Origin of the sequence: Lactobacillus helveticus (assembly GCF_046109915.1) — a bacterium.
Taxonomy (GTDB): Bacteria; Bacillota; Bacilli; order Lactobacillales; family Lactobacillaceae; genus Lactobacillus; species Lactobacillus helveticus.
This window is the reverse complement of the sequence record NZ_CP151471.1, coordinates 1,922,875-1,941,254: the sequence shown is the minus strand read 5'-3', so window position 1 is coordinate 1,941,254 and position 18,380 is coordinate 1,922,875. Positions and strand designations below refer to the sequence as shown.

Below are 18,380 nucleotides of genomic sequence, written 5' to 3'. Positions count from 1 at the left end.
AGTTATACGTTTAAAATTTTATCACAAAATAAGATGCTACCACTAATATTTTCAACTATTTTGAAGACTTTTTAAGAATTATATAGAAAATAATGTTTGCCATTTTTAATCCAATTTTGATTTTGATAAATTTTCTCTACAAAAACTGGCTCATTTTCCGCATAAATGGCTAAACAAAATGGTCGCAAAGCCAAGGAAATCGCATTTTCTGCAAACTTCTTTTTTGCTTTAACATGATGACCATTTTGAAGCAGAAGCTTACTGCCAGGAACTAACTCTCCCATGCTAAATTCAGTATCCGGCTTAAACCAAAAATCACCAATTGGCTTTAAATCTGTCTTCCTTTCAGTACTTAACACCATTTTTCTATTTCTGAACACAAATGGTTGATTTAGATTAATTTCCTGTTTTCTTACTTCCAGGATATTTTGCTTTTTATACAAATAAAAGTAATTCTGATATTCCATTACTACAAAATTACCTAAATTTTCATTAACGCGTCGATGATATTTTTGCCAAATCATTCTTTGCCAGAAGAAAATTCTTTCTTTCTCTGTCAGTTGACTCAAAGCCTCACTCTTAATGCGATAGGCCACATTCAAAAAGGATTCTAGTTGCCCCATTGCACTATTTTTTTCATCAACATAATCAATCAACTCATCCATTTTTTGGCTAAAAAAGAGCGCATTCCTGATTAAGGCAGGATTTTCTTTTTTGAGTAATGGCACCACATGATGACGCAAGCGATTACGCATGGTTTCATCAGCCTGATTGGTTGAATCAATTACAAAATCAATTTGATGTTTTTGATTATATTGCAATAACTCAGCTTTGCTGTAGCCTAATAACGGCCGCAGGAGCTTTATGCCATGCATTTTGCCTATCATTTGCAAACTGTTCATTTCTTCGGGATTGCCTGAACGAATGAATTTCAACAAAATATTTTCCAGCAAATCATCCCCATGATGAGCAGTTAACAAATAATCAGCATTATTCTCTTTAGCCATTTGTGTCAAAAATGCATATCGCGCATGTCTAGCAGCAGCTTCAATTCCCACTTTAGGTTGATCTTCCTTGGGCCATTTAGCAATAAACAATGGCACATGATTTTCGCTGCAGTACTTTTTAAGAAGTTTACTTTCTTCTTCACTATCTGCTCTTAATTGATGGTTAAAATGAGCTGCCATCAATTTAAAATGTGCATTATCCTGTAGGTTTTTAAGCATATCAAGTAGAGCCATTGAATCAGGACCACTACTTGCAGCTACTAGTAATTTTTTATCGGTTACATTTATATTATTTTCTCTAAAGAAATCTGCTATTTTCATAAATATCCCTAACGAAAAAATGACCCACCACGGGTCATTTTTAATTCTTATTTAAAACCTTTTTCAATTCATTAATTTCTTTTTTGGCATCTCTACTTACCTTGTTTAAAACCTGATCAAATTCTGCAGGTTTAGTATCAGAGAATTGATTGTCATGATCAACCAAGTCAGGATCATTTACACGCGCAATTGACAGATTAAATCTACCTTTGTGAATATGCACAACAATTACGCGAACTTCTTGACCTACCTGATATTGTCGCCTTTCTCGCGCCCAATTATTGCCAAAATCGCTATGATGAACTAATCCTGAATGTCTATTAGGCAATGTAACAAAAATACCTGAATCGGTAATATTATTAATCACCCCGGTTACCCGGTTACCGGCTTGATACTTTTTCATCAGTCATTATCATTTCTTTCATGCACGTTATAAATATTTTCATTTGATTTAGAATAATAAAATTTATAACGAATTAATTTGGCAACATAATTTGGATCATTAAGATTTTGTCTTTTGGTTTTCAAATTATTGGCCGTTTTCTTCACCTTAGTCAAGTTTTCTTTTTCAGCTTTTACTTGATTATTAATGCGTGCTGTTTGAGAAACCCTAATTGCAATCTGAACACCTAAAACAACAAAAATTATGGCAAAAATAGCAACAATTCTATTTAACCGAATGCGATGCGTTTTCTTCTCTATTTTTGCTTGTTTACGTCGCAATTGTTCTCTTTGGGCTTCAGGACTTAACGAATTGTAAATATGTGGACCATAATTCATTTTTTTATCCTATCCTCTGTTATAACAAATATCGTTTACGTTAAGTATAACAACGATTCATGGGAAAGTCATCAATCAACTAACTCGTAAAGTTCACTTGCTTCAGCTTTTTTAGTAGTTTCGCGAATGTTTAAAACTTTAGCTTTAATTACTCGAGCACCGTAACCAAGTTCAATAATATCATCGATTTTTACATCGTAACTTGACTTAACTACTCGGCCATTGACCTTAATTCGACCTTGGTCTGCCATTTCTTTAGCAACAGTTCTTCTTTTAACTAATCTTGAAACCTTTAAAAATTTATCAATTCTCATAATTTATACCTCTATCTTTGTACTATTTCACTAGCAGCTTGCAAGAATGTAGTTAATTCATTAAATAAAACTCGATTCTTCATTTTATCAGGCAGCTGCAATAAAATAACCATTCTTTTTTCTTGATTCATACTAATACGTGCTTTAAGACTCACATGCTCTAAGGCTCTAAAAATATTAGGGCCTTCTAGTTCATGTGATGCAGCATTATTAAATTCAACCTTAATAGTATTATTGTCTTTCTTCAGTACATTTAAGACTTGAGCCAAATCTGCATCTACTTTTAATCCAGCTACAGCGAGCAAGTTCTCAACGGCTGCAGGATAATCTCCAAAACGATCAATTAGTTCATCTTCAATTTTATCTAATTCTTCCTGATTATTGACCGCTTTAATCTTTTTGTAAAATTCAATCTTTTCTTCTTGGTCGCCAATATATGAATCTGGAATATAAGCTTCAAGCTTTAAATCAATTTCGGCATTTGATTTCTTAACTGTCTTCTTGCCCTTACGTTCTTTAATTGCATCACTCAGCATTTGTGAATACAAATCATAACCAACACTATCAATAAAGCCATGCTGTTGGGCTCCGAGCATATTGCCGGCTCCTCTAATCGATAAATCACGCATAGCAATCTTAAAACCTGAACCTAATTCAGTAAAATCACGGATTGCATCTAGCCGCTTTTCACCAACTTCAGTTAACACCTTGTTAGGTTGATACAAAAAATATGCGTAAGCTAGTCTGGCACTACGGCCAATTCTGCCTCGAAGCTGATAAAGCTGACTCAAACCGTAATGATCAGCATCTTCGATAATCATCGTATTGACATTTGGCATATCAATTCCCGTTTCAATAATCGTGGTGGTAACCAAGATATCAAATTCTCGATTCAAAAAGCGATATAAAATATCCTCTAATTGATTTTGACTCATTCTCCCATGAGCACTAGCAATACGCGCATTAGGAATCAGTTGTTGCAATTTTTCCACCGTTTCATCAATATCGCTAATTCGGTTATGTAAATAAAAGACCTGTCCATCACGCTGCATTTCGCGTAAACATGCATCCCTTACTACACTTGGAATTTGTTCCATCACATAAGTTTGGATTGGATATCTGTTTTGAGGCGGCGTTTCCATCACAGATAAATCGCGCACACCAACCATTGACATATGCAAGGTTCTAGGAATTGGCGTAGCAGTGAGTGTTAAGACATCGATATTAGCCTTTAACTGCTTTAATCGTTCTTTGTGTTTAACGCCAAAGCGCTGCTCCTCATCAACGATTAATAATCCCAGATCTTTAAACTCAACGTCTTTGGACAAAAGTCTATGAGTACCTACAACTAAATCGATCTTGCCCCCTTTAAGACCTTCAATGATCTCTTTGGATTCAGCGGGAGTTTGGAAACGAGAAAGCATGGCAGTGTTAACTGGGAAGTCTTTGAAACGATCTTGAATAGTTTCATAGTGCTGCTGAGCCAAAATGGTTGTTGGTACTAAAAAAGCAACTTGTTTATTATCTTGGATTGCTTTGAAAGCCGCTCTTAAGGCAACTTCCGTTTTACCAAAGCCAACATCTCCTACAACAAGACGATCCATTGGCTTCGGTTTTTCCATATCTTCTTTGATTTCTTTAATTGAGCGCAATTGATCCGGAGTTTCCGCATACGGAAAGGCGTCTTCAAATTGTTTTTGCAGATCATCATCTGATGAAAAGGCAAAGCCCTTTTCCGACTCACGCTTAGCATAAAGTTCAATCAAATCATCAGCAATATCTTCAACCTTAGATTGAACCTTGTGCTTAGTCTTAGCCCATTCACTGCCGCCAAGCTTATTAATATGTGGCGTCTTTCCTTCGGAAGCCACATACTTCTGCACCAAACTCAGCTGATCTGCTGGCACAAATAATTGATCGCCATGTTGATAAGTAATGGTAATATAGTCTCGTTTTACGCCATTATTCTCTAGCGTTTTAATTCCTTCAAAGCGACCAATACCATGATTAACATGAACAACATAATCTCCAGGTTTTAGTTCAGTATAATTACGTAACCTTTGCGCATTTTCTAAAGTTTTGATTCTCTTTTTACGTTGTGGGCGCTTGTTAAATAATTCACGCTCAGTCAAATAAACTAATTTTACTGAAGGTAAGCTAAAGCCACTAGTATAACCAGCTACTACAATTTGTGATTTGCCTTCTGTAATTTCATCCTCGCCTACAATTGGCAAATTTAAGCCAAAATCAACCATTGTCTGGTCGATTTGCTTTGCTCTTTTTGCATTATCAGCTTGCAATACAACCGTTTGACCAGATTTTTGATATGATTCAAGTTCAGATTTAATTAGGGGCATCTGGCTGAAGAACTGCGCTGGTTCACGCGTTTGCCAATTGAACATTTGACCTAAACGAATTCGGCCCATACTGCGCTGGAAAAGAGAGAAATATATTCTATAATGTTTGTCTTTAGTTAATACTTGATCAAAATCATTGCGCAATGTTTGCTTAGGCAACATCACACCAGTTTTTAGTTCATCGCTAATAAACGCAGTATTTTGCTTATCTACAGTCTCTACTGCTTGTTTAACCAAGGGTAAATCATCAATTAAGATTTGACCATTTTTATCTAAATATTCTAATAAGCTGCTTGGCTTTTTAATTAAATAATCTACCAAAAAGGCATAATTATCAGGCAGTCCCCCTGCATTCAATGCATCAAGTGCAATCGTAAAATGGTCTTTGACTGCCTTGTCTGGTGCAGGTGCATCCCCCATATCTTGTTCTATCGCTTCTGCCGCAGTTTTAATAGCTTCAACGGAAAATACCCGATCTTGAGCTGCAGAAATTTCAACATGATCAATTTCTTTTTGACTGCGCTGAGTTGCTAAATCAAATTCCTTAATCGTATCAATTTCATCACCAAAGAATTCAATTCTTACAGGATTTTCTCTATCTAAAGGATATACATCCAAAATATCGCCACGAATAGCGAATTCTCCAGGACGCGCTACTAAAGCTTCTTTTTTATAGCCTAAACTGACAAGCCATTTATTCAGATCAGTTAATTCATATTCCTTACCAGGTTCAAAGTCCTTTTTTGCCTGAGCAAACTCTTGCGGATCTGATAGCTTATACTGCAAACCTTGCGGAGTCGTAACTACGATCCCAGATTTTTTGCTTAATAAAAAATTGAGGGCTTCAATTCGATTGCTTAACTCATCTGGTGAACTAACTGCAGTTTGCGTAGCGATAGTGGCATCGACAGGAAAGATTTGGACACTGCCATCAGGCAAAATTGCACTTAATTCTCCATATAAATTTTGTGCTTTATTTTCATTTTCCTCTACTAAAATAAGTGGAGTTTTTAACTCAGTTACGATTTGTTTTAAAAGCAGACTAAAAGCACCGGCATTAGCGCCAGTGATTAGTGAATTCTTTACTTGTTTAGTTTTTGCAATAAAATTATTTAAGTCTTGATCTTCTTTTAATATTTCTGTTAGACGCATTTTAATTATACTTATTCATCAAATATTGACTATCGCGGCCTGCAATAAAGTCATCGATAATCTTTACACTTGTATCAAATGCATCATCCATTAATTTTTGTTGTTCATCGTTAAATGGCGTAAGCACCCATGAAACAACTGTTGTGTTCTTAGGGTGACGAATGCCAATTTTTAAGCGATTAAACTTTTCTGTTCCCAAGTCTCGGATAATGCTTTTAATTCCATTATGGCCGCCGCTTTTACCATTAGCTCTAATTCTAATTTTTCCAATTGGCATATCCATATCATCTTGAATAATCAAAACGTCTTCTGGGTCTACTTTAAAGAAATTAGCAATTTGACTAACTGAACGACCTGATTCATTCATATAAGTTTGAGGTTCAAGCAAAATTACATCTTCACCATTAATTTTTTGCTTAGTCCAATGTCCTTCAAACTTGTCTTTGTCTAATGACAAACCTTTTTCATTAAGATAATGGTCCATCGTCATAAAACCAGTGTTGTGCTTGGTTTTATCATACTTTTGACCTGGATTACCTAAACCTGCAATTATTTTCATTTATATATACCCCTCATTACATCATAATCCTTCATATAATAGCACAATCAGCAAATAATAATTTTATTAATACCTGCTATCATGGTATAATTTTTTTGTTAAAATTATCACTAATAAAAAGGAGATTTATTGTTATGGCAAGAGAGGAAAAACCTCGTAAAGTTATTTTAGTCGGTGATGGTGCTGTAGGTTCTACCTTTGCATTTTCAATGGTACAACAAGGTATCGCTGAAGAATTAGGTATTATCGATATCGCTAAGGAACACGTTGAAGGTGACGCAATCGATTTAGCTGACGCAACTCCTTGGACTTCTCCAAAGAACATTTACGCAGCTGACTACCCAGATTGTAAGGATGCTGACTTAGTTGTTATTACTGCTGGTGCTCCACAAAAGCCAGGCGAAACTCGTCTTGATCTTGTTAACAAGAACTTGAAGATTTTATCATCAATCGTTGAACCAGTTGTTGAATCAGGTTTTGAAGGTATTTTCTTAGTAGTTGCTAACCCAGTTGATATCTTAACTCACGCAACTTGGAGAATGTCAGGCTTCCCTAAGGATCGTGTTATCGGTTCAGGTACTTCACTTGATACTGGTCGTCTTCAAAAAGTTATTGGTAAAATGGAAAACGTTGACCCAAGTTCAGTTAATGCATACATGCTTGGTGAACACGGTGATACTGAATTCCCAGCATGGAGCTACAACAATGTGGGTGGCGTAAAGGTTGCTGACTGGGTTAAGGCTCACAACATGCCTGAATCTAAGCTTGAAGACATCCACCAAGAAGTTAAGGACATGGCTTACGACATTATTAACAAGAAAGGTGCTACCTTCTACGGTATCGGTACTGCTTCAGCAATGATCGCTAAGGCTATCTTGAACGATGAACACCGTGTACTTCCACTTTCAGTACCAATGGATGGTGAATATGGTTTACACGATCTTCACATCGGTACTCCTGCAGTTGTTGGCCGCAAGGGTCTTGAACAAGTTATCGAAATGCCATTAAGCGATAAGGAACAAGAATTAATGACTGCTTCAGCAGATCAATTAAAGAAGGTTATGGACAAGGCCTTCAAAGAAACTGGCGTTAAGGTTCGTCAATAATCTTTAATCTTGTTCATTAATAAAGAGCATCTCTTTTCTTAGGAAGAGATGCTTTTTTATTTCACTAACTATTGTTAAAATATATATGATTACTTTAGCTAGTCTTTAATTAACATTTAATTAATATGCTGATTATGCTATAATTACTTGAAACATTTTCACTTTGGAGGCGAACTCATGCTTATTAAATCTTTAGTCATTAAGAAAGATTACTTAACAACAGTTAATGAAAAAGCCACATTAGCAGAAGCATTGGACATTCTAGAAGAATCTGGATATAGATGTGTGCCTATTGTAGATGACACTGGCACTATTTTCCGCGGTAACATTTATAAGATGCACATTTACCGTCACAAATCTCAAGGCGGAGATATGAACTTGCCTGTAACTTACTTGCTTAAAAACGCTACTAAGACAATTAAGGTAAATTCTCCATTCTTTAGAGTATTCTTCAACATCAAAGACTTGCCATATATTGCTGTTCTTGATGAAGACAACCATTTCTACGGTATCCTTACCCACTCAAGATTGTTAGACATGTTATCAGATGCGTGGGATGTAAAGAATGGTTCATACGTCTTAACAGTTTTATCTGATAATGCACGTGGTAATTTAATTAAGATGTCAAAAATCGTGTCAAAGCACACTAACATGTCTAGTGTAATGACACTTGACGCTGCAGCAGGAGAACTTGAAGGAGACTTCGTAAGAAGAACCCTATTCACCTTGCCTGCCGGTGTTTCTGAAATCACAATGAAAACTATTGTAGGCAAATTGCAAAAGAAAGGTTTCGTTGTTTCTGAGATTGAAGATTTGCAAGCTGGCATGACTATTATGAGCGATGAAAATCCTGGTGTATTCATCGAACATCCACACAAAGATTAAAAAATTGCATAGAAAAAGCTTCTAACTAAATTAAAAGTTAGAAGCTTTTTTATATTGCATTAATCCTAAGAATTGTAGTGGTGTTCGAGTTAAATACCCTGCAATATAACGACGCATATCAGCTGGTGATAATTCATCATTATATTTAATTAATTGCAACACGACATTAATAATATTAATATCAAAAATTCCTAAAACCATTTTAGGCGGAAGCGACTGCTCTTGTGCCAAAATAGCTTTATAGTTTGGATTCATCTTCTCCATCCGCACAGCAAATTCCTTGTTGGCATATTCAACCATTTTATTAAAAAAGCGGATGTCACCATTATCAGAAGTTAAAATTTCAAGTTTAGTTTTGTTTTTCAAAAAGAAAGAAATGGAATTTCTAGAAATATTTTCCGCTACTGTTATTAATTCATCTTGAGATAAAACGTGATCAATTCCGTTAACAGCGCTACGATCAGCAAGTAATGCTTTATTGAATTCAGCTAAAATATCATCTTCAACCGCTAATAATAAAGCATGGATATCCTTATAATATTGATAAAAAGTACGTGAACTAATGCCAGATGCTAGAATAATATCTTTAACTTTAATTTCACTAAATGCTTGCTTTTTCATACATTGAAGCAAAGCTTTTTTTTAAAATTACTTTTTGTTGTTTGGGTTCTAATATCCAATATGTTCCACCTTGTTATTACTAGATAAAAAAAGGCCAGAATCACGAAAAACGATCGTGATTTCGGCCTTTTTACCTATTATTTTTCATAATAAACTCGTGGTAACCGATCATTCAATAAGCATGCAACTTCATAGTGAATTGTATCAACATAATCTGCAGCAGCCTTAATATTGTTAGGATCAGATGGATTATTTGAAATAATTACTACCTTAGTGCCGACTGGCATTTTCTTAGGCATTTTAACCATAAATTGATCCATACAAATACGTCCTACGATTGGACAATACTCATCGCCAACTTTTACTTTAAAGCCTTGATACTTTCTAATCCAGCCATCAGCATATCCAACTGGTACCGTACCAATAATTGTATCTTCTTCAGCCATGAAAGTAGAGCCGTAGCCTACACCATCACCTTTATGAATGGTCTTAACATGAGTTAATTCACTTTCAAATGATAAAGCAGGTTCAAGTTCAATCGCTGAAGTTAAATCAGGAGAAGAAGGATTAGAAGATGGATTTAAGCCATAAATTCCAATTCCAAAACGAACTAAATCGCTTTTTATGCCTGAATGAAAAATACTTGCGGCAGTATTATCAACATGAATCCACTTAGGCTTAACAGTTAATAAGCTCTTCATATGCTTAAATTTTTCACATTGATGCTTGAAGTAAGTTTTATCATCACTATCTGCAGAAGCAAAATGGGCAAACATACCTTCAATAAAGAAATTATCATTATTTTCCAAGAACTTATTAGCTGCAACAAATTCATCATCTTCATTAAAACCAATTCTACCCATACCAGAATCAATTCCTAAATGAATCTTTAATTGCAGATTCTCTTTAGCTAAGTATTTTTCAGCATCTTTAAGCCACTCTAAGTTAGGTACTGTTAATGAAACATTATTTACAGCAGCAATTGGTGCATATTCAGGAGAAACAACTCCCAAAACCAAAATAGGCTTAACGATATCAGCACGACGCAATTCAAGTGCTTCATCTAAAATAGCAACACAAAAGCCTGTTGCTCCCTCTTCTTCAGCCACCTTGGCTACTTCTACTGCACCATGACCGTAACCATTAGCCTTAACTACAGCTAGCATCTTTTGATTTGGTTCAAGATGTTGCATCTCATTTTTAATATTTCTTCTAATTGCACCTAGATTTACCTTTACTACGGCTGGACGATGATAGCCTGGAACCATTTTTATTTCTCCTCTAATACAACAAAAGTAATAATTTCATGATTATCATGTGTGATACTTGGAAAAATATTTCCATCAAACTTAGTTGAAGTCATCACCGGATGGCCCAAATCATCCCATAAAGTTTCCACATCTTGAAAACCTACGTATTTACCTAAGCCTGTTCCCATAGCTTTAGAAAAAGATTCTTTTAATGAAAAACGACCTCCGAGATATTCAACTTTTCTTTTGCCTTTCATCTTTTGATATTGGGCAAATTCTTTTGGAGTCAAAACTTTATCAGCGAAAGAGTCTCCTTTTGCCACGATCTTTTTAACACGTTCAACTTCAATTGAGTCAATCCCTACACCTTTAATCATCGTTTCTCACCTCACACAATGACATAATTATAATACAAAAAAGAAGTTGCGAAAATTACAACTTCCTTTTTAATCTAAAAAATTAATCTTTTTTATTCTTGATTGCGAATTTATGTCCGTTGCCACGTCCACGACGCCCACGATTACCATTATGACGGTAATCGTCATTACTATTGCGGCGACGGTGATAATTTCCATGTCCGCGACCACGACCGTGATTATCATGTCCACGGCGTCCACGTCCATGACGACCATCACCCCTATATGGCAAAGGCTTTTCTGGCGTAATTTTAACCTTGATATCCGTTGAATCCTTAGCCAAATTCTTAAGGAAGGCAGCTACCAAATCAAGAGCTGAGTAATTATCAAGAAGCTCACTAGCATCTTGAGTATACTTACCCAAGTCGCCATTCATTAAGTCTTCGATTTCAGCCTTAGCTTGCTTTAATTGACCACGAAGAGCTTGATCATCTGTTGGTAGACGAAGTGGTGACATCTTTTTCTTAGTAAGTTGTTCAATAGTTCTCATGTAGCCAATTTCGTTTGGAGTTACGAAGGTTACTGAAACACCATTTTGTCCCGCACGACCAGTTCTACCAATACGGTGAACATAAGAATCTGGATCTTGAGGAATATCATAATTATATACGTGAGTCACTCCTGAAATATCCAAACCACGTGCTGCCACATCAGTAGCAACTAAAATATCCAACTTACCCTCACGGAATCGCTTCAAGACTGCCATACGACGTGCTTGAGACAAGTCTCCGTGAATACCTGCAGCATTATAGCCACGTGCCTGCAATCCACGTGTAAGCTCATCTACGCGGCGTTTAGTCCGTCCGAATACAAGTGCCAAGTCTGGGCCTTGAACATCAATCAAACGACACATAATGTCAAATTTTTCGGATTCTTTGGCACGAACAAAATATTGATCAATTAAGTCAGCTGTTAATTCCTTAGCCTTAATTTGAACAATAGCAGGATCCTTCATGAACTTTTCACCAATTCGTAAAATTGGCTTAGGCATAGTAGCACTGAAAAGCAAAGTTTGCTTACAGTTTTTAGCATACTTCAAAATGCTTTCGATATCTTGGATAAAGCCCATGTCGAGCATTTCATCTGCTTCATCCAAAACTACTGTATTAACTTTATCTAAATCAATTGTGCCACGCTTTAAGTGATCTAATAATCGACCTGGCGTACCAACTAAAATTGATGGTACATTATGCTTTAATGAACGAATCTGGCGGCCAATATCTGCTCCACCGTAAACCACTTGTACATGGGCATGTTCATCACGACCCAAGCGGAATAATTCTTCCTGTGTTTGAATAGCAAGCTCACGCGTTGGTTCGATAATAATTGCTTGGATTGCCTTTTCGTTTTTATCAATAGATTGCAAAATTGGCAAACCAAATGCTGCTGTCTTACCAGTACCAGTTTGTGCTTGTCCAATTACATCTTTTCCTTGCAAAGCAAGTGGAATAGTTTGCTCTTGGATTGGGGTTGCCTCTTCAAAACCTGAGCGTTTAATCGCTTTAAGAAGCGCATCGTTTAATCCTAATTCTGAAAACTTCAAAAAATTGTTCTCCTATCTTAGTCGGGCTAAGACATTTTCAAGGTGCATCCCGTGTGAACCCTTTAATACGATAATGTCGTCCGGCTTAATGTCATTTTTAAGATCATTAATCATATGATCCATTTGATCTTGAGTATAATAATGTAAATTCTCTGGCTCGTATTTATCCTGCAAAGCATCATACAAATTCTTCATTTCAGAGCCGTACAAGTACACTTCATTGATGATTTGTGGATCCAAAGTATCGCTTAATCCGGCATGAAGTTCAGGTGATTTTTCACCTAATTCCAACATGTCGCCAAGTACAGCGATTCTGCGACCACCATCTTTAACTTCAACTTGACCAAAACTAGTAACAACCGCTCTAACAGCAGTTGGATTTGAGTTGTAAACATCACTCATAATAGCTTCGCCAGCGTCGCCTTTTTCCCATTCCATTCGGTTAGCAGTTGGCTTAAAGTTAGACAATGATGAAGCAATTTCCTCATCACTTTCACCAAAGTGATGACCTACACTAATTGCTGCCATTGCATTAGAAACATTATGCTTACCAATCATGGGAATTGAGAACTTTTGCTCTGAATCATTAATTGTAAAAGTGGCATGATGCATGTAGCTCTTGAATCCAGTTGCATGAACTGTATCTTCATCTCTGAAGCCAAATGTAGCTTTAGCTTGATCAAGCTTCTTAGCACGTTCTTGCAACAATGGTTCATCACCATTATAAATGAATTCACCATCTTCACGCAAAAAGTCTGTGATTTCCATCTTAGCATCAGCAATCTTGTCACGGCTACCAAAGAACTCAATATGAGCTTCACCGATCATAGTAATGACAGCTACATCTGGATGAGTCAATTCACTCAAATGATGTAATTGACCTGGTCTATCCATACCCATTTCAAGTACCAAAATTTCAGTATTTGGTTTCATTTCGAGAATGGTCATTGGTACACCAATTTCATTATTAAAGTTAGCTTGTGTCTTATGTACGTTAAAACGCTTAGATAAAACTGCAGCAATCATATCCTTAGTAGTAGTCTTACCATTAGAACCGGTAATGCCTACTACAGTTGGATTAACCTTGCGCAAATAATAACGCGCTAAATCTTGCATAGCAGTAAGAGGATTATCTACTTCAATTACTGTGATATTTTCAGGCTTATTTGGATGGCCCTTTTTCCACAAAGTAGCAGAAGCACCATTACTAATAGCACCCGCTACGAAATCATGTCCATCACGTTCACCCTCAAGCGGTACAAACAAACCACCAGTTGTTATATTTCTGGAGTCAAAGGCAACAGAAGTAATAACAGTTTTGTCGTCGCCTTCACAAGTAGTATTTAAAGCCTTGGCAATTTCAGCCATTTGCATTTTCATTGAATCTTTACTCCCATAAAAACATTTTTATACAGAAACCATTATACTGTCTTTCAAGCATTCTGCCAAATGATCTAATAAAGAAAAAAGCAGTCCCAATGGGACTGCTTCCACCAGACAAAGTTTTACTTCTTCAAGCCGTACTTCTTGTTGAACTTTTCGATTCGACCATCTGCTTGAGCAAACTTTTGCTTGCCAGTGTAGAATGGGTGTGAATCTGATGAAACTTCAACACGTACTAATGGGTAAGTTTCGCCTTCGTAGTCAATAGTTTCTTCTGGCTTCAAAGTTGAACCAGCTAAGAACTTAGCACCAGTTGCTGAGTCCATGAAAACTACTTTTTGAAAATCTGGATGAATACCTTGTTTCATAATTTATTACTCCTTTGCCATGACCATATTACAGATCATAGATTAATCGATTAACATAGAATAGAATAACATCTTCATGTAATTAATTCAAGACATTTTTCACAAGTTGCAACTGATATAGCATGTAACCCCTTACAAGGAGTGCTAAACTAATAGCAGAATTTATTTTGAGTGAGGTAATTAGATGAAAGATCTTCCTTTTAAAACTGTTGCAATAGATGTCAATGGTACATTCGTAAACGATGAAAAGAAGTACGCTCATGAGATGTTCGGCGAAATTTTATATCGTTTGCACAAACATGGAGCTCACTTCATCATTGCCAGTGGCAGACCTGCTGGACGATTAGAAGCAGACTTTGGTGATTTTATTGATTCAGTTGATTTCGTTGCTGATAATGGTGCAGTTTTGGTTCGTGATGGCAAAATCATTCGTACAACAACTTTTTCTAAAAAATGTATTTTAAATTTAGTTGATTATTTGCAGCTGCGTTATCCCGGAGCAGTACAAAGCACATTAATCAGCGGCGTCAAACATTCATACTTCTTAAAAAGTACGCCGGCTCAATTTAAACGATCACATCATTATTTTTATCCTAATAGCATTGAAGTTGATAATTTTGATAAAATTCCTGAAGATGATCAATATACTAAAGTTACAGTCGATTATCCTAGCAAGGTTCGGCGAGAATTAGAGTATGGCTTCAATAGTCGAAGTGTAGCAAAAATTCATGTTACCACTAGTGGTTGGAACTATATGGATATTGTTCCTCAAAATGTAAATAAAGCTAATGGTCTTAAAGAATTCTTAGCCTACCTAGACGTCCCTCGAACTCAATTAATTGCATTTGGCGATGGCGAAAATGATATTGAAATGCTTAAATTAGCTGGACTAAGTTATGCCATGGAAAATGGTCAAGACAGCGTTAAAAAGATTGCTAAATTTATTGCACCAAGTAATAACGATAACGGAGTTTTCAAAGTGTTAAATAAATATCTAAACGAAACACGAAAGTAAAAAATAAAGTTGCCGCCGGCAACTTTATTTTTTATCATCTTTTTCAATGTAAAGATCGATTTTGCGTAATCCTGTTTTAATGCCCCAGTAATAAAATCCAAGTGAAGCAACAGCAATCACAACAAAGTCCACTGGATATTTAATCCAATTTTGCCCGCCAAAGCCTTCGCTTCCTACATAAGACATCACTGACATAAAAATCAAATAACCGATCATCCACCAGCAGCTACGCAATTGTTCTTTCAAATTTAAATGCTGATAGCGAATTTCATAATAGAAATAAATTGGCAAACCTAACGCAATTACTAAAATAACTTGAATTGTCGTTGGCCACATCGACCAATAAATAGCTAAACTGGTTAAAACAAATGCAATCGGTGCTAAATATGGCATATAACGCGGCTTAAACGGACGATTAAGATTTGGCTTTGCCTTTCTCAAAGTTATTACTGTCACTGGACCTGTCAAATATGCAATTAACGTAGAAGCAGTAATTACTGTGGCCAGTAAATTCCAGTTTCGGAATAAACTAACTAAAATTACCGCCAAAACTAAGTCAGCAATCATTGCATAACGAGGAATTAAATACTTTTGATTAAGACGACCTAACCACTTAGGTAAATGTCGCGTATGTGTCATGGCAGCCAATGCTCTCGATGCTGTAGCAACAAAGGCCACTCCTGTACCAAATGGTGACACAAATGCATCTAAATAGAGCAAAATCACTAACCAATTAATTCCTAAAATAATTGCCAAATCTGCAAACGGTGAGGTAAAGTCGATGCCATGCCAACCTGCTTTAGCCAATGTACTTGGCTCAACTGCACCAATGAAAGTTACTTGCAGCATAATATAAATCGCTGCAGTAATGATCATGGAAATCAGGATGCCACGCACAATATTCTTACGTGGATTCTTCAACTCTCCACCCATGTTGATCACAATCTGAAAAGCATCATACGACATGATAATTCCTGAAACTGATGTTGCTTCAAAGATAGACCGTGTACCATATGGCATGAATTCATGAACGTTGGAGCCAAAGTTTTGTGCATGAAAACCACTACAAATTAAAACCACAATCGTCAAAGTAGGCAATAAGATTTTAAAAATAGAAATTAAATTAGTAAACTGCGTCATGATTTTTACTGACCAAAAATTGATCATTGTAAAAATACACATAAAAATAAATACGATACCTAATCCTGCAAAAGTAATATTGCCATCTTTAATAAAATTCTTAGTCCAATTAGCCCATGACCATTGCCACGAACTCATATATTGCACTGCCGCTACTGCTTCCATTGGCACTAAAGTTACCAGTGAAATCCAATTGGCCCAAGCAGCCACAAATCCCAACAATGGTCCATGGCTATACTGAGCGTAGCGACTCATCCCTCCACTTTCAGGAAACATTGCCCCTAATTCTACGTAGGTCAAAGCAATAGCAATAATAATGACGGCACCTAAAATCCAAGATAAGATTGCAGCTGGTCCCGCAATTTTAGCGGCAGACCCTGACCCAAATAGCCAACCTGATCCTATCAAAGAATTTAGGGCCAACATAATAGCTGAAAATAGGCCTATTTTATGTCGTTTTATTCCTTCCAAATAATCACTCGTCCTTCATTCTCATCCTATGTTTTATTTCTTGCTTTTTAGCTTTTAATTATAGCAAAAACAGTTCTAGCAAAAAACTAGAACTGTTCATTGTAAGTGTCAATATTTTTGCGGTAGGCTATTAGCCATTAGTCTGACCTTAATTTCTTAAATATTTATTTGATTTATTTTTCTGCTAAAATCGTTTAAATAGCTATGTCCTGCTGTTAAGCTTTCAATGGCGCCGTGATGAATGCCCAGATGAGCTTCATGCGTCTTTCTTAGGCTGGCACGAACTGCACCTTTCAATTCTTCCTGATCAACAATATCGAGCTGCCCACCTGCAAATTCACTGCTAAGCCAGTATTCCAGCTCTTTGTTTTTAATGCAAGTCAGCACACGCAGAATTCCTTCGGCACCATCTTCTGACCAGTATTTTCCTTGCCCTTTGACGCGATAAGTATACTTGCGGTGATTGCTCTCACAGCAGCCAATTGCCTTAATTACTGACAAATGACGCATTTTGAATGGCTTAATATCCACCCAGCGACGATGAAGATAGCTGCGCAGGCGCCTTAAATTCTCATGATTTTCTGGCGTATTCAGCTCATCAATCAGATTGCTTTCAATCGTGTCTAAAATCACGTCAGTCAAGTGACGGTCATATTTAAACTCAACTGCACTGATCAATTTGCTTGGCATAGCCGGCATAAAGCCTAAACGGTCCTTGATCTTTTTATTCAAGTGAAAGACATCCAAGAAGTGTTCGTGCTGCCGGCAATAGCCAACTATTTCATCAAAGTCTTTCTTGGCATAGCCAGCACCGCCATCGGCATTACTGATAATTAAAGTATCGCTTAAGTCATAGGTATTGGCTAAATAAGCTTTAATTTTTTGCAAAGCATCCAAGCGGCTTAAAGAAACAAACTCTTTGGCCTGTACTCTCTTTCTGCGTGTCTTGCTTAAATTAATAATATCCTCGCAGACTTGATAGCGATGAAATTCCAGTCGCTTCTTGGTGCCTTTAATCACAACGCCATCGCCTTCAAGATAAAGCACTGGCACCTTTTTCTTTTGAGCAATACCATCGTATCTTTCCTCAGACTGCTGCTGTGCTTTAATCTGTTTGCCTGCTTGCACAATCAGCTTGCCAACTTGACTATGGCTAATATTGAAACAGGAGAGAGTATTAACAGCTAAAGCAGTATTGCGGTAAGTTGCCACGGCGCTAACCTGCAAAATATCCTTCACTGCCAAAACACTGTAACGCTTATATTTGTCATAGCCCATCAGCTTATCCAGTGGATATTTAGCCTTTTTGCCAGGACAAGCATATCTTCTGCGCCAATAGCTGATTTCACCAAAGGCAGTCACAACTGAACGCTTATTTTTCTTCTCGATCTGATAGCCTTGCTTTTTAGTCTCTTCAACTAGACCAGCATCAACTTCTTCTAGTGCTGCTGTCATCAATTCTCTAATCAGATCAAAGAAATAGCACATTAATGCCTTTTCACGGGCAATAACATTATTTTCAGACTTAATAATTTTTACGATATCAGCTATAATAGATTCCATAAAAGACCAGCTTCTAATGTGTTTTTTTCGTTAACATCAGACTACTGGTCTTTTTGCTTGAGCTCAAGTCCAATTTCAAAGGATTTGAGCTTTTTTAATTAATTATTCAACTTACCGCAAAAAATTATA

Annotated in this window: 17 protein-coding genes; 3 read left to right on the top strand and 14 right to left on the bottom strand. The window is 36.5% G+C overall.

Annotated elements, in window-relative coordinates; genetic code table 11:
• Window positions 1-71: 71 nt before the first annotated feature.
• The 6 genes from tilS to pth all read right to left on the bottom strand — a co-directional run bounded on the left by tilS (window position 72) and on the right by pth (window position 6,490).
• Complete coding sequence (gene tilS, locus AADV52_RS09830) at window positions 72-1,328, bottom strand: tRNA lysidine(34) synthetase TilS (protein ID WP_014918215.1); 1,257 nt, start codon at window positions 1,326-1,328, stop codon at window positions 72-74.
• A gap of 40 nt (window positions 1,329-1,368) precedes the next feature.
• Window positions 1,369-1,731: a S1 RNA-binding domain-containing protein gene (locus AADV52_RS09825; RefSeq protein ID WP_014918214.1), complete on the bottom strand. Its 363-nt coding sequence runs from the start codon at window positions 1,729-1,731 to the stop codon at window positions 1,369-1,371.
• Window positions 1,731-2,108 (bottom strand): FtsB family cell division protein, encoded by a 378-nt coding sequence (locus tag AADV52_RS09820; protein ID WP_014918213.1) that lies wholly within the window; start codon window positions 2,106-2,108, stop codon window positions 1,731-1,733. The genes AADV52_RS09825 and AADV52_RS09820 overlap by 1 nt, the downstream gene beginning before the upstream one ends.
• A 71-nt stretch (window positions 2,109-2,179) precedes the next feature.
• Complete coding sequence (locus AADV52_RS09815) at window positions 2,180-2,422, bottom strand: RNA-binding S4 domain-containing protein (RefSeq protein ID WP_003625749.1); 243 nt, start codon at window positions 2,420-2,422, stop codon at window positions 2,180-2,182.
• 11 nt (window positions 2,423-2,433) lie between these two features.
• Window positions 2,434-5,931 (bottom strand): transcription-repair coupling factor, encoded by a 3,498-nt coding sequence (gene mfd, locus AADV52_RS09810; protein ID WP_014918212.1) that lies wholly within the window; start codon window positions 5,929-5,931, stop codon window positions 2,434-2,436.
• Between the two features lies 1 nt (window position 5,932).
• Window positions 5,933-6,490, bottom strand: coding sequence for an aminoacyl-tRNA hydrolase (gene pth, locus AADV52_RS09805; RefSeq protein WP_014918211.1), 558 nt, complete (start codon window positions 6,488-6,490; stop codon window positions 5,933-5,935).
• Between the two features lie 134 nt (window positions 6,491-6,624).
• On the opposite strand from pth, the gene AADV52_RS09800 reads away from it, so the two are divergent.
• Together AADV52_RS09800 and cbpA are read left to right on the top strand one after the other, a co-directional pair.
• Window positions 6,625-7,596, top strand: coding sequence for an L-lactate dehydrogenase (locus tag AADV52_RS09800; RefSeq protein WP_014918210.1), 972 nt, complete (start codon window positions 6,625-6,627; stop codon window positions 7,594-7,596).
• A 177-nt stretch (window positions 7,597-7,773) separates the two neighbouring features.
• Window positions 7,774-8,481, top strand: a complete 708-nt coding sequence (gene cbpA, locus AADV52_RS09795) for a cyclic di-AMP binding protein CbpA (RefSeq protein ID WP_014918209.1) — start codon at window positions 7,774-7,776, stop codon at window positions 8,479-8,481.
• A gap of 30 nt (window positions 8,482-8,511) precedes the next feature.
• Here cbpA and AADV52_RS09790 read toward each other — a convergent pair whose 3' ends face one another.
• From AADV52_RS09790 to AADV52_RS09765, 6 genes are all read right to left on the bottom strand, one after another.
• A complete protein-coding gene (locus AADV52_RS09790; protein ID WP_014918208.1) occupies window positions 8,512-9,102 on the bottom strand; it encodes a TetR/AcrR family transcriptional regulator in 591 nt (196 codons plus the stop codon).
• 137 nt (window positions 9,103-9,239) lie between these two features.
• On the bottom strand, window positions 9,240-10,370 hold the full coding sequence (gene alr, locus AADV52_RS09785; RefSeq protein WP_014918207.1) for an alanine racemase: 1,131 nt from the start codon (window positions 10,368-10,370) through the stop codon (window positions 9,240-9,242).
• A gap of 2 nt (window positions 10,371-10,372) precedes the next feature.
• The gene (gene acpS / locus AADV52_RS09780; protein WP_014918206.1) at window positions 10,373-10,729 is read right to left on the bottom strand and encodes a holo-ACP synthase; all 357 of its coding nucleotides are present in this window, start codon (window positions 10,727-10,729) and stop codon (window positions 10,373-10,375) included.
• Between the two features lie 82 nt (window positions 10,730-10,811).
• Window positions 10,812-12,311, bottom strand: a complete 1,500-nt coding sequence (locus tag AADV52_RS09775) for a DEAD/DEAH box helicase (protein ID WP_014918205.1) — start codon at window positions 12,309-12,311, stop codon at window positions 10,812-10,814.
• A 12-nt stretch (window positions 12,312-12,323) separates the two neighbouring features.
• Window positions 12,324-13,691 carry a UDP-N-acetylmuramoyl-tripeptide--D-alanyl-D-alanine ligase gene (murF, locus tag AADV52_RS09770; RefSeq protein ID WP_014918204.1) on the bottom strand — a complete coding sequence of 456 codons (1,368 nt, stop codon included), beginning with the start codon at window positions 13,689-13,691 and terminating at the stop codon, window positions 12,324-12,326.
• Between the two features lie 125 nt (window positions 13,692-13,816).
• Entirely contained in the window at window positions 13,817-14,062 is a 246-nt protein-coding gene (locus AADV52_RS09765; RefSeq protein ID WP_014918203.1) for a type B 50S ribosomal protein L31, read from the bottom strand.
• 184 nt (window positions 14,063-14,246) lie between these two features.
• Between AADV52_RS09765 and AADV52_RS09760 the strand changes: the two genes are divergently transcribed.
• Window positions 14,247-15,077 (top strand): Cof-type HAD-IIB family hydrolase, encoded by an 831-nt coding sequence (locus AADV52_RS09760; RefSeq protein WP_014918202.1) that lies wholly within the window; start codon window positions 14,247-14,249, stop codon window positions 15,075-15,077.
• A gap of 24 nt (window positions 15,078-15,101) precedes the next feature.
• Here AADV52_RS09760 and AADV52_RS09755 read toward each other — a convergent pair whose 3' ends face one another.
• Together AADV52_RS09755 and AADV52_RS09750 are read right to left on the bottom strand one after the other, a co-directional pair.
• Complete coding sequence (locus tag AADV52_RS09755; protein WP_014918201.1) at window positions 15,102-16,688, bottom strand: APC family permease; 1,587 nt, start codon at window positions 16,686-16,688, stop codon at window positions 15,102-15,104.
• A gap of 156 nt (window positions 16,689-16,844) precedes the next feature.
• Window positions 16,845-18,251 carry an ISLre2 family transposase gene (locus AADV52_RS09750; RefSeq protein ID WP_126096224.1) on the bottom strand — a complete coding sequence of 469 codons (1,407 nt, stop codon included), beginning with the start codon at window positions 18,249-18,251 and terminating at the stop codon, window positions 16,845-16,847.
• Window positions 18,252-18,380: the final 129 nt, after the last annotated feature.